The organism is Bergeriella denitrificans NBRC 102155 (genome assembly GCF_001592185.1).
Taxonomy (GTDB): Bacteria; Pseudomonadota; Gammaproteobacteria; order Burkholderiales; family Neisseriaceae; genus Neisseria; species Neisseria denitrificans.
Window position 1 is genome coordinate 1 of record NZ_BCWL01000052.1, and the last position, 10,896, is coordinate 10,896.

Here is a 10,896-nt window from a genome sequence, read left to right on the forward strand (position 1 = left end):
AAATAAAATTGTGCCCGTACTTTCCACAAAGGTTCTGCCACATTCTTTGCATAAATAGCGTTGATTACCATCGGTTTTTCCGTTTTTAACAAATTGACTAGACTGGCAGTGCGGACAACAAGAAATTTTTCTTGGTTGAATAATTTTTTGAAGTGTCGATTTTGACTTAGAAACATCGAGTAAAAATTGTTGTTTATCTTGTTCCGAAAGGTTTTCAAAAAGCTGTTTTAAAACATCAATTTCTCGAGTGATTTGTGGCATAATACATACTCTCCAACTGCTTGAAATTAGAGGGTATTGTAGCAAATCTGTGCACTTCTATCAACAGCATTTTAAAACACAGCCTTTAAAAAATTCTGCTGGTTCGCTTTCCAGCCATTCGGCCAGCTCGGCATCCTCGCTTTCAATCAGAGATAAAGCCTGTGTAAAGGCATAGTGCAGATTATCAGCCGCCTGATTGAGTTCTTCAAAATTTCCGCATAGCTGATAGCGATTTAAAATAACCAAAGCACGGCGAATAACATTCCCAAAGTGCATATCTGAATATTGTTGCCGATACGGGTTATAGTCGTAAAAACAAAAGGCACGGTTATGCTTAATGCAATAACTTTGCACCTCAAAAAGCATATTTGTGTAATCATCCAGTTGTGACGGCTGTTCTTCAAAGTCATCAAGCAATGAAAGGTCGTCCATTCTTTAAAACGCTCCCAATTGGCGGGTATGACTGGTGTAGGCCGTCTGAAAACGCAAACGCTGATTTCAGGCGGCTTTGTTTTTACTTTAGTCGGTCTGCTCCAATATCCATGCTTGAAACAGCGGGCTGTTTATTGCCCATTGGCCGTTGCTTTTGGTTAACAGCTCTTTGCGCTCCAGCTTGCGGATATTGCCTTGTATGGTGCTTGTATTCAGGCTGTCGATGCCTGCTTTTTTTGCCAATGCCGCGCGGGTGCTGCTGCTGTATAGGGCGGTGTTGCCTTTGGCGGCTTCTTGCAGTATCAGCCGCTCCATTGCGCTTAGGTCGCGCCATTGGGCCGGGTGGTTGCTGTTTTCGTGCATTTGCGCCAGTCTTGCGGCGGCGGCTTCGTCCAGACTTAGGGCGGGATTAAGTATCATGTCCTGTATGGTTGCCCGCATATACATTGGTGTGTGCTTCATGCGCTCAAACAGGTTGTATAGCGCGGTATGGTCTAGGCTGTTGCCTGTGCGCTCATGATAGATGTCTGCCAAAAAGTCGGTAAATGCGCGGTCAAGCAGGGGAAAGTCTAGGGCGTGGGCAAAGTGGAAAAACGGGGCTTTGTGGTCGTTGAACATTGCCCTCAAGCCGTTGGTGCTGCTGCCTGTGAATATGGTTTTGATGCGGTCTTTGTTGATGTCTAAGCCTGTACGCAATGATTTAATCAGTTGGGCGTTATCCCTGCCGCGTGCCAGCTCTTGCACTTCGTCAAGCAATAGCAGGCTGGGGCGGTTATCGGCGGCAATCGCGCCGATTAGCTCGGATAGGCGGTATTGCGGGGCTGAGGCGGTTTCGCGCTCTAGTGCTACGCCTATGATGTCGATTTTGCTGATGGTGCTGATCAGGGTCTTGGCTTTGCCGCCTGTCTGTATGTCGGCGGCAAAGCGGGTTAAGGCCGTCTGGAAATCGGCGGCGGGGTTTTCGCTGTCCATAAACGAAAAGTAAAACACGTTGAAGCCCTGCTGCTCTGCCAGCGGTACGATGTCGCGGATTAGAAACTCTGTTTTGCCCATGCGGCGCGGGGCAAACAGGGTAAAGGCGTGTGTTATGCCGTCTTTCAGGCTGTTAATTAGCTTGGCGGCATAGTCGCGGCGATGGAAGAATAAGGGGTCTTTCATGCTTGTTTTGCTTTATCGGGTTGTATGCGGTTATGCATGATTATACACGGCATGGCTAATTATACAATCGGTGTATAAAGGCGTATAAGGCGCAAAAAAACACCAGCGGCTGGGCTGGTGTTTGGGTTTCAGACGGCTTAGCACGGTTGCAGCTCGCTGTGCCATGTTTCGGCTTTCTTGTTAAATGCCAGCATTGCGGCCATAACGCGGCGGCTTTCTGCTTCATCTGTTACTGCTTCACCGCATGCGGAGCATTTCATGGTTACATCTCTTTAGGCCGCGTCTTTCTTTTCCCGCTGCTTCAGGGCTTCGCGTATCAGCTCGTTTGCAAGCTTTTTTTGTTCTCCCTCAATAAAGCGGGCTAATACCTGCTTGATTAACGGCTGGTAGCCTATGCCGTGAAACGCGGCAATGGCTTTCAAATCGTCAATCATGCCCTGCTGTAAACGGATTGAGATAGGTTTCAGTCCCAATGCTTCATCAAGGGCATTCAAATTAACGTCTGCGCGGCGTACATGTGCTTCGCTTGCGCCTAGCTCACGGTTTTCCCATTGCTCGGTGTCTTTGTGTAATTCGTCTTGGCGTGTCATGGTGTTAATCCTTGTATTTGTCGTAAATGCGGATTTCTTCTTGGTTTGGCTCGTAAGCTGTTTTGATGATGATTTTGCCGCTGTCTTGGATAAAGACAATTTTCAACTGGCGGCCTCTGTGCGTTTCAGCAATAAACCATAATGTGGGCGGTATGGTTCGGTTTTCGGCTCGGTTATCTTCCAATAGGCCGCCATCTCGGTTTGCAAAGGCTTCTAATATTTCCGTCTCGCTCACTCTATGCCGCGTTGTCAATTTGATTTGTACGGCCTCTGAAATAATCAACATGGCTTCCCTTTCTGTATATACAAATCATAGCGGGTTTGTTTAGCCTTGTCTATGCGCTTGGCTGCTCTGATACGGGATTGTGCAAAAAAAACACCAGCAAGGCGCGGCCGACTTGCCTGTTTCTGCCTGTTTGCAAAATCAATCCCATGCAATCGGCGGAATGAAGCGGCGCGACAATGGTGATTTGGCGGTGAAAACGTGGATAGCAAAAAGCCGCCTTGTTTCGGGCGGCTCGGTCTTATCGGGCATTTTCATACGGCCTTTTGCTGTTTGGCTGCCCGCTTGGCGGCCATGTCTTCAAGCTGCGGCACTACGGTATCGGGGTGCTTGGCAACTAAGCGAAGCAGGGTTAAGGCGGCGGCGGTAGGCTGTTTTGCGCCCTGCTCCCATGCGCGCACGGTGGCGGCGGGTATGCCCAACAATTCGGCAAATTCGGCCTGCGTGGTACGGTGCAGCTTGTGGGCGTGTGATAGTTTGGTGGCTTGGCGGATTTGGGAAACGGTTAATGTTGTCGGTTTGGTGCTGGTGTCGGTATCGGCGCTCATGGTTTCGGCTCTCTTGTTCTCGTTTGCCGCTGCTTTTCCAGTATCGGCAGTATGTAAGACGGTTGCAGCTCAATCAGTTTTAAGATGGTCTGTATCGGGCGGGGTGGCCGTCTGCCCTGCTCCCATCTTTGCAGTTTGTCGGGGGTAACGCCCAACAGTTCGGCAAATTCGGCCTGCGTCTTATTCAGACGGCGGCGGATTGGTTCGGGGTTGATGTTACTGCTCCTGCTCTGCTTCGATTTCAGCGGTGCGCTTGTGCAACCATTCTTCAAACGGCTCTACCTTGTTGACTTCAAGCTGCTGCTTGTCGCTGTAGCCGTGGTTGGCAAGCATTAATTTTGTGATGGCGGGGTTTAGGTCGCCATTCAAGCCGCCATTGACTAGGGTTACTTCTTGGCGGGTTTGTACGGCTTCCATGATGTCGGCAAATTCGGGGTTATCGCTCTGCCATTGGTACAGGGTGGATTTGCTCTTGCCAAGATGTAGGGCAAGGCCGCTTGTTGTCGGTACGGTTTCGCCTTTATCGATGTAGCCGCCTTGTGCATATTCCCATGCTTCCCGTATCAGCTCCGCCGTTAATTCGCGGGGTCGCGCCATTTGATTATTTCCTGTTTGTTGATGATGTTTTGATTTTATCTGAATTATTGCTTTTTGTGATACAGGGTGGGATTTTCATGACACGTTAAGGGGGACTGAAAAAGCCGCCTGAAAAATTCAGTTATCAAGTAAAAGTTGACAACTGATATTCAGACGGCGGGCAGGTTTCTTAACGATATAAAAAACGGCAAGGCGCGGGGCTTTGCCGTTTGGTTTTATCGGGGGTCGTGGTTTGCCTATTGACGCAATTCGTTTACCAGTTCTTGTTGATTTCGGTAACGCGGGCAAACTCTCCATTTTTGACTTGTTGCAACGATACCCGCAAATCATCGGCAAACTCTGCCGCTTCGGGGTCATCGGCAATGATAGCCGCCACCACGGCATCAATATCCATATTGGCAAAGGCTTGTTTCATGGCTTCTTGTGTGGTTTTCATGGCACGGCCTGAATTACTGCCCGCCCGTCTGCTTGATGGGCGTAAACGTCATTTGTACGCCAAGCGCGTGTAAGACTTTGGCGATGGTCTCAAATCGGGGCTTGGCATTGGGGGCTAGGGATTTATACAGGCTCTCGCGTGATACGCCCGCTTCTTTGGCTACTTGCATAATGCCCCGCGCTTTGGCCGCTGTGTTGATGGCTTGCAGCAAGATGTCGTTGTCGCCTGCTTCTATGGCTTCTTCTGCTGCTACTTCAAGATAGACTGCTATATCAGCTTCCGTTTTCAAATAGCGGGTAGGGTCAAACGGGGCGGTGGTAGTGGTTTTAGTCATGCTCGGTTTCCTCTTTGATTTGTCGGGCGCGTGCTATATCAGCTTGCTGGGTGGATTTGTCTCCGCCCAACAGTATGAAAATAATCACGTTGCCGCGTATGGTGTAGTAAAGGCGGTAACCCTTGCCCTCATCTACCCGCATTTCGCTAATGCCGCCGCCAATGGTCTTGTGGTCGCCAAAATTACCACGGGCGGCTCGTTCTAGGCGCGTAACAACCTTTGCCTTAGCTTTTAGGTCTTAGGTCTTTCATGCCTTCAAGCCAAGTGTCAAAGTGGTTTGTGGTTTCGATTTGGTAGCTCATGAGGTCATTATGTAGCCAAATAGATACAAAGTCAATCACTTTGACAAGGGCAATATTCAGACGGCCTTTTACCCCACACACCAGCCAAAGCGCAAAACAGCGTTTTTAGCGCGTTTCGCCCGATGGCATAGGCAGACGGTTAAATGCGCCTTGTGCATTAAATTTGGGGCTGTAATCGCTATGTTTGATTTCCTGCCAAGAATGGAAGCGCGGATTAAGTCAAAAAGTGTTCCCGCTCTTTTTCGGCGGGAACGCTATCGGGAACGCCATCGGTAACACTTTTATTCAATATAATCAATAATATATATTAATTGTTCCCGCGTTCCCGCTATTTTTGTATTTTTTAATACGCATTTAGCGTTTGCTTTTAAGGCAAAGAAAAAAGCCGCCTGTTTTAGCTTCGCAGAAACTGCGTTTTCAGACGGCCTTATCCGCAATCATGGCCAGGGCTTGGCGGTATCGCTCCCGCAAATAATCGCTATACCATTGCATCATCTCATGCCGCTGTGGCAGGTATTCGGTACGGTGGTAAGCTGCCCTGACTTTGTTTTGCTCAACGTGGGCAAGCTGCCGCTCGATTACATCGGGCGGATAGCCGTTTTCATTCAGTATGTCGGTTGCAAGGCTTCTGAAGCCGTGGGGCGTGGCTATGCCGCTGTAACCCATTCTGCCCATTGCATAGCTTAATGTGTTTTCACTCATCGGCTTTTCAGGGGCGGCAACTGCTGGGAATAAATAGCGGCTGTGGCCTGTAAGCGGTTGCAATTCTGCCAGTATCTCTAAAGCCCAATCGGCCAACGGCACAATATGCGGGGCTTTCATTTTCATCTTTTCGGCAGGTATGCGCCATTCACGCGCTTCAAAGTCAAAATCTGCCCATTCGGCGCGGCGCAATTCCCCCGCTCTGACAAACGTCAACATGATAAACAGCAGGGCAAGGCGGGTTGTGTGGCGGATATTGCCGTCTGAAAGCAAGCGGCGGTAAAACTCCGTGATTTCCCCCTGCGGCAAGGCGGGCATGTGCTTCACGGGCGGGGTCTTGATTTGCCCTGTAAGCGGCAAGGCGGGGTTGTTGGTCGTCCGCTCGGTTAGGGCGGCATAGTTGAAAACGGCTTTTGTGCGCTGTAAAGCAATGCGGGCAGTCTCAAAATTCCCCGCTGCCGCTATGTTCTCAATCATGGCTTTGATTTGGCTTACCCTGATTTCTGCTATCGGCTCTCGGCCTATGGCAGGAAGTATCAGCTTTTCAAACATTCCCCATACGCGGGCGGCATGGCTTGGCTGCCAGCTTGGTAGCTGGTGTTGATACCATTCAGCGGCAACGCATGGAAAAGTGTTCTGTAATGCCGCTTGCCGCTCTCTTTTGGCAGTCTGTTTTGCGGCGGCGGGGTCTATGCCTGCCGCTATATCACGGCGGGCATTCTCGGCGGCTTCTCGGGCTTCTACCAATGACACGGCGGGATATTTGCCGATGGATAGCAGCTTCTCTTTGCCGTCCATGCGGTATTTCAGCCGCCATAACTTGCCGCCTGCGGGGGTAACGGCCAAATGCAGGCCGCCGCCGTCTGCCAGCTTATAGGGCTTGTCGGTGGGCTTTGCATTCCTTATCTGTCGGTCGTTTAGCGGCATTTGGGGGTATTTTTCATGGGTATTTTTCCAATACCCCCAATAATACCCCCAGATTGCGGTTGATACAATGATACGGAATTAAACAGCGTTAGACGATAAGAAGGGAGTGGAATTAGCTGAAAGCCTTATGTATCGGGCATTTGGTTTACAGCATTAGACAGTATTGGACAAAAAAATAACCGCTCAAAAGCGGTTAGTGGTGCCCAGGGTCGGACTCGAACCGACACACCTTGCGGCGGGGGATTTTGAGTCCCCTGCGTCTACCAATTTCGCCACCTGGGCAGGTGAAGAAGCTGCTATTATAGCGGGATGGCGGGGCTTGTAAAGGGTTTTTCCGTTTATTTTGCCGATTGTTTTTTACTTTTTTGATTTTAAAGCGTATTTGGTTGATGGCGGGTGCGGGCGGTTTCGCGGTATGACGGCTGGGCGGGGCGGTACTTGGGTGCGCTGCGGGCGGGATTGGCGGAATATTGGTGGGGAATAGTTAAAAATAACTACATTTTGCCGCGCAAACGCGTTAAGATAGGCACATTATCGGCTTTTGATATCCGTATCTCCAATTTCAATGATATATAGGGAATGCTCATGTTGAATTTCAGCAAAACTTTTTTAGGTGTGTTTGCGGTTGCGCTGCTGGCAGCGTGCGGTCCGAAAGAGGGCGGCAATCAGCAGGCCGCGCCCGAGGCTTCTGCGCCTGCTGCGGAGAAACCGGCTGCGGCCCAATCGCGCGGTATCGATATGCGTAAGGAAGATATCGGCGGCGATTTCACGATGACCGACGGCGACGGCAAACCGTTTAATCTGAGCGATTTGAAAGGTAAGGTGGTGGTGTTGTCTTTCGGCTATACCAACTGCCCGGATGTCTGCCCGACCGAATTGCTGACGCAGAGCGATGTGTTGAAACAACTGGGCGACCAGGCTAAAGACGTACAAGTCGTGTTTGCCAGCGTCGATCCTGAGCGCGATACGCCGGAAGTGGTGGGCAAATATGCCAAGCAGTTCGACCCGAGCTTTATCGGCCTGACCGTGACCGGCGACCAAAGCCTGCCGGTGGTGAAGCAGCAGTATAAAGTGGTGTCGGCCAAAGTGGTGCAGGGCGACAGCGAGAATTATCTGGTCGATCATACCGCCGGCTCTTATCTGATTGATAAAAACGGCGAAGTAGCCTTTTTCGAGCCTTACGGCACCGAGCCGGAGAGCGTGGCTGCGGATATCAAATCCCTGCTGTAGTCACGCGCAGGCCGTCTGAAAACGCGGTTTTCAGACGGCCTGCTTGCCTTGAAGACAGACTGTTTGCAGAAAAACATCATCACGCCCCCGAAGCTGCCGTATCGGCGGCAGGCGGGCGAGGGAATAGAGCGAATATGAGCGACCAATCTTTGACCATAGCCCTTTCCAAAGGCCGTATTTTTGAAGAAACCCTGCCGCTGCTGGCTGCTGCGGGCATTGTGCCGGCGGAAGAGCCGGAAAAATCGCGCAAGCTGATTATCGGCACCAACCACGACAATATCCGGCTGGTGATTGTACGCGCGACCGATGTGCCGACTTATGTGCAATACGGCGCGGCCGATTTCGGCATTGCGGGTAAAGATGTCTTAATCGAACACGGCGGCGACGGCCTTTACCAGCCGCTGGATTTGCAAATCGCCCAATGCCGCATGATGGTGGCCGTGCGCAAAGGTTTTGACTATGCCGCCGCGTCCCAGCCCGGCAGCCGCCTGCGGATTGCCACCAAATATCCCGATATCGCCGCCGAGCATTTTGCCGCCAAAGGCGTGCACGTCGACATCATCAAACTCTACGGTTCGATGGAGCTGGCGCCGCTGGTGGGCTTGAGCGATGCCATTGTCGATTTGGTCTCCACCGGCAATACCCTGAAAGCCAACGATTTGGAGGCGGTGGAACACATCGTCGATATTTCCAGCCGCCTCGTGGTCAACAAAGCCGCGCTGAAAACCAAACACGCGCTGATTGAGCCGATTATCCGGGCGTTTGCCGGGGTGGTGCAGGCCGAAGGTGCGTAAGGCATTTTCAGGCGGCCTGTGAATGCGTTTTGCCTGAGCCAAGCTGTCTGAAAAACCGCATTTTCCGAATTTGATTAAGCTGCTGCAAGGTGCATCATGAAATACCTCAACACCCAATCTCCCGACTTCCAAACCGAATTGAAAGCCTTATTGGCTTTTGAAACCGCCCAAGACCCGAAAATCGACCAAATCGTGGCCGACATCTGCGCCGATGTGCAAAAGCGCGGCGATGCGGCCTTGATTGAATATACCAATAAATTCGACGGTACGTCCGCGCAAACCATTGCTGATTTAACCTTGAGCCAGGCCGATTTGCAGGCCGCGTTCGAGCGCATTCCCGCTGATGTGCAGGCGGCTTTGAAAACCGCCGCCGCCCGCGTGGAAAGCTACCACCGCCGCCAAAAAATGGAGTCTTGGCACTATGAAGACGAAGACGGCACGCTGCTCGGCCAGAAAATTACTCCGCTCGACCGCGTCGGTATTTATGTACCCGGCGGCAAGGCGGCCTATCCCAGCAGCGTGATTATGAACGCCATGCCCGCGCATGTGGCCGGTGTGGAAGAGATCATCATGGTGGTGCCGACCCCGAAAGGCGAACGCAACGACATCGTATTGGCTGCGGCTTATGTGGCGGGCGTAACCAAAGTATTCACCGTCGGCGGCGCGCAAGCCGTGGCGGCTTTGGCTTACGGTACGCAAACCGTGCCGCAGGTCGATAAAATCACCGGCCCGGGCAATGCTTTTGTGGCCGCAGCCAAACGCCGCGTGTTCGGCGTGGTCGGTATCGACATGGTGGCCGGGCCGTCTGAAATCCTGGTGATTGCCGATGGCACCACGCCGGCGGAATGGGTGGCGATGGACTTGTTCAGCCAAGCCGAACACGACGAAATCGCCCAAGCCATTCTCATCGCCACATCGCAAGCGTATCTCGACGAAGTCAAAGCCGCGATGGACAAACTGATTCAAGATATGCCCCGCCGCGACATCATCGAAGCCAGCCTGGGCAACCGAGGCGCGTTTATCCTGGCCAAAGATTTGGACGAAGCCTGTGCCACCGCCAACTACATCGCTCCCGAGCATTTGGAGCTGTCGGTGGAAAACCCGCAGGTGTGGGCGGAAAAAATCCGCCATGCCGGCGCGATTTTCATGGGCAAATATACCAGCGAAAGCCTCGGCGACTACTGCGCCGGCCCCAACCATGTGTTGCCGACCAGCCGCACCGCCCGCTTCTCCTCGCCGCTGGGCACTTACGACTTCCAAAAACGCTCCAGCCTGATTCAGGTGTCCGAAGCGGGCGCGCAAAAATTGGGCAAAACCGCCAGCATTCTGGCGCACGGCGAAATGCTGACCGCCCACGCCCGCGCAGCGGAATTCCGCTTGAAGGATTGAAGCGGGGCGGGGGTGAATACGCACTGTCTGATTGTAGCGGACTTGCGAAGCTAATGACGGCTGTTTCTCGACACGGTACCGGTATTCGTTCCTAATCCGGCGTATTTCGTTTTGTTTTCTTAGGAATTTAACCATATTTTTTCAATGCAATAGCTGCCAAGCGCCCACTTCCCCGCCAAGCCCGTATGCGTGTCGGATTGCCCGATGGGTAAACCAAAAGCCGTCTGAAAATTTCAGACGGCTTTTGGTTTTTTAGGCATTCCTACCCGCGCTTACTCTTTCTGCAAATGCGCCAGCGGCAGGGCGGTGGTGTTTTTGATTTCTTTCAATACAAAGCTCGACTGGGCATCCTGCACGCCCTGATGCGAGAGCAGGGTGTCTAATACAAAATGCGAAAACGCGTTCATATCGGTAAAAAACGCGTGCAAGAGATAATCCGTTTCGCCCGTCAGCGCAAAGCAGCTCAACACTTCCGGCCAGGTTTGCACGGCGTTGGAAAAGGCTTCGCGTGCATCTTTGGCCTTGCTGATGGACACGCGGATAAAGGCCTGCAGGCCGAGCTCGACCTCTACGGGCGAGAGCAGCGCGGCGTATTTGCGGATAATGCCCGCGTCTTCCAGCTGCTTGAGGCGGCGCAGGCAGGGCGAGGGCGACAGGGCGACGCGCTCGGACAGCTCGACGTTGGTCAGCCGTCCGTTTTCTTGTAATACCTGCAGGATTTTGAGATCGGTTTTGTCCAAAGTAATCTGAGTCATGCCGTAGCTCCCTTGATGCGGCGGTTGGATTTATGGCGGCCTTTAACGCGGCCGGTGCGGTTTCGGCATAGTCGGTGAGTAAATTCTGATACAAGGCGGCGAGCCGAAGACAGTACAAATAGTACGAATCGGCGGACTTGCTGCTTCAGCAGCTTAGT

At 52.1% G+C, this 10,896-nt stretch carries 15 protein-coding genes, 1 tRNA gene and 1 pseudogene; 3 read left to right on the top strand and 14 right to left on the bottom strand.

Annotation, left to right across the window (positions count from 1 at the left end; all coding sequences use genetic code 11):
* From BDE01S_RS11280 to BDE01S_RS04625, 13 genes and pseudogenes are all read right to left on the bottom strand, one after another.
* Positions 1–261: IS1/IS1595 family N-terminal zinc-binding domain-containing protein (locus BDE01S_RS11280; protein WP_169798083.1), on the bottom strand; the 261-nt coding region annotated here is incomplete at its 3' end.
* 60 nt (positions 262–321) lie between these two features.
* On the bottom strand, positions 322–693 hold the full coding sequence (locus BDE01S_RS04575; RefSeq protein ID WP_066077921.1) for a hypothetical protein: 372 nt from the start codon (positions 691–693) through the stop codon (positions 322–324).
* Between the two features lie 87 nt (positions 694–780).
* On the bottom strand, positions 781–1,851 hold the full coding sequence (locus tag BDE01S_RS04580; protein WP_066077924.1) for an ATP-binding protein: 1,071 nt from the start codon (positions 1,849–1,851) through the stop codon (positions 781–783).
* A 272-nt stretch (positions 1,852–2,123) separates the two neighbouring features.
* Positions 2,124–2,441: a hypothetical protein gene (locus BDE01S_RS04585; RefSeq protein ID WP_066077926.1), complete on the bottom strand. Its 318-nt coding sequence runs from the start codon at positions 2,439–2,441 to the stop codon at positions 2,124–2,126.
* Positions 2,442–2,445: 4 nt separating this feature from the next.
* Entirely contained in the window at positions 2,446–2,727 is a 282-nt protein-coding gene (locus BDE01S_RS04590) for an ADP-ribosyl-(dinitrogen reductase) hydrolase (protein ID WP_066077930.1), read from the bottom strand.
* Positions 2,728–2,978: 251 nt separating this feature from the next.
* A complete protein-coding gene (locus BDE01S_RS04595; protein ID WP_066077933.1) occupies positions 2,979–3,272 on the bottom strand; it encodes a helix-turn-helix domain-containing protein in 294 nt (97 codons plus the stop codon).
* A complete protein-coding gene (locus tag BDE01S_RS11775) occupies positions 3,269–3,544 on the bottom strand; it encodes a helix-turn-helix domain-containing protein (RefSeq protein ID WP_082790418.1) in 276 nt (91 codons plus the stop codon). The genes BDE01S_RS04595 and BDE01S_RS11775 overlap by 4 nt, the downstream gene beginning before the upstream one ends.
* Positions 3,489–3,869 (bottom strand): terminase small subunit, encoded by a 381-nt coding sequence (locus tag BDE01S_RS04600; RefSeq protein WP_066077936.1) that lies wholly within the window; start codon positions 3,867–3,869, stop codon positions 3,489–3,491. Before BDE01S_RS04600 ends, BDE01S_RS11775 begins: the two co-directional genes overlap by 56 nt.
* A 253-nt stretch (positions 3,870–4,122) precedes the next feature.
* Positions 4,123–4,305, bottom strand: a complete 183-nt coding sequence (locus tag BDE01S_RS04605) for a hypothetical protein (protein ID WP_066077939.1) — start codon at positions 4,303–4,305, stop codon at positions 4,123–4,125.
* A 13-nt stretch (positions 4,306–4,318) separates the two neighbouring features.
* Complete coding sequence (locus BDE01S_RS04610; protein ID WP_066077941.1) at positions 4,319–4,639, bottom strand: addiction module antidote protein; 321 nt, start codon at positions 4,637–4,639, stop codon at positions 4,319–4,321.
* Positions 4,632–4,817: pseudogene (locus tag BDE01S_RS11670) on the bottom strand (type II toxin-antitoxin system RelE/ParE family toxin); the annotation flags it as partial. The gene BDE01S_RS04610 and the pseudogene BDE01S_RS11670, both read right to left, overlap by 8 nt.
* Positions 4,818–5,358: 541 nt before the next feature.
* Positions 5,359–6,570, bottom strand: a complete 1,212-nt coding sequence (locus BDE01S_RS04620; protein ID WP_066077944.1) for a tyrosine-type recombinase/integrase — start codon at positions 6,568–6,570, stop codon at positions 5,359–5,361.
* A gap of 197 nt (positions 6,571–6,767) precedes the next feature.
* Positions 6,768–6,852 (bottom strand) — tRNA-Leu (locus BDE01S_RS04625).
* Positions 6,853–7,155: 303 nt separating this feature from the next.
* Between BDE01S_RS04625 and BDE01S_RS04630 the strand changes: the two genes are divergently transcribed.
* From BDE01S_RS04630 to hisD, 3 genes are all read left to right on the top strand, one after another.
* Positions 7,156–7,800, top strand: a complete 645-nt coding sequence (locus BDE01S_RS04630; RefSeq protein WP_066077947.1) for an SCO family protein — start codon at positions 7,156–7,158, stop codon at positions 7,798–7,800.
* A gap of 134 nt (positions 7,801–7,934) precedes the next feature.
* Positions 7,935–8,594, top strand: coding sequence for an ATP phosphoribosyltransferase (gene hisG, locus BDE01S_RS04635; protein ID WP_066077950.1), 660 nt, complete (start codon positions 7,935–7,937; stop codon positions 8,592–8,594).
* Between the two features lie 96 nt (positions 8,595–8,690).
* A complete protein-coding gene (gene hisD, locus BDE01S_RS04640; RefSeq protein WP_066077953.1) occupies positions 8,691–9,983 on the top strand; it encodes a histidinol dehydrogenase in 1,293 nt (430 codons plus the stop codon).
* Between the two features lie 272 nt (positions 9,984–10,255).
* On the opposite strand, the gene BDE01S_RS04645 is transcribed toward hisD, so the two are convergent.
* Complete coding sequence (locus BDE01S_RS04645; protein WP_066077956.1) at positions 10,256–10,738, bottom strand: Lrp/AsnC family transcriptional regulator; 483 nt, start codon at positions 10,736–10,738, stop codon at positions 10,256–10,258.
* Positions 10,739–10,896: the final 158 nt, after the last annotated feature.

Excerpts from the sequence above, each read along its gene's own strand:
- BDE01S_RS04600 (WP_066077936.1), bottom strand. The coding sequence starts at position 3,869 with ATGGCGCGACCCCGCGAATTAACGGCGGAGCTGATACGGGAAGCATGG.
- BDE01S_RS04620 (WP_066077944.1), bottom strand. The coding sequence starts at position 6,570 with ATGCCGCTAAACGACCGACAGATAAGGAATGCAAAGCCCACCGACAAG.
- BDE01S_RS04605 (WP_066077939.1), bottom strand. The coding sequence starts at position 4,305 with ATGAAAACCACACAAGAAGCCATGAAACAAGCCTTTGCCAATATGGAT.
- hisD (WP_066077953.1), top strand. The coding sequence starts at position 8,691 with ATGAAATACCTCAACACCCAATCTCCCGACTTCCAAACCGAATTGAAA.
- BDE01S_RS04585 (WP_066077926.1), bottom strand. The coding sequence starts at position 2,441 with ATGACACGCCAAGACGAATTACACAAAGACACCGAGCAATGGGAAAAC.
- BDE01S_RS04610 (WP_066077941.1), bottom strand. The coding sequence starts at position 4,639 with ATGACTAAAACCACTACCACCGCCCCGTTTGACCCTACCCGCTATTTG.
- BDE01S_RS04630 (WP_066077947.1), top strand. The coding sequence starts at position 7,156 with ATGTTGAATTTCAGCAAAACTTTTTTAGGTGTGTTTGCGGTTGCGCTG.
- BDE01S_RS04580 (WP_066077924.1), bottom strand. The coding sequence starts at position 1,851 with ATGAAAGACCCCTTATTCTTCCATCGCCGCGACTATGCCGCCAAGCTA.
- BDE01S_RS04575 (WP_066077921.1), bottom strand. The coding sequence starts at position 693 with ATGGACGACCTTTCATTGCTTGATGACTTTGAAGAACAGCCGTCACAA.
- BDE01S_RS04595 (WP_066077933.1), bottom strand. The coding sequence starts at position 3,272 with ATGAGCGCCGATACCGACACCAGCACCAAACCGACAACATTAACCGTT.
- BDE01S_RS04590 (WP_066077930.1), bottom strand. The coding sequence starts at position 2,727 with ATGTTGATTATTTCAGAGGCCGTACAAATCAAATTGACAACGCGGCAT.
- BDE01S_RS04645 (WP_066077956.1), bottom strand. The coding sequence starts at position 10,738 with ATGACTCAGATTACTTTGGACAAAACCGATCTCAAAATCCTGCAGGTA.
- hisG (WP_066077950.1), top strand. The coding sequence starts at position 7,935 with ATGAGCGACCAATCTTTGACCATAGCCCTTTCCAAAGGCCGTATTTTT.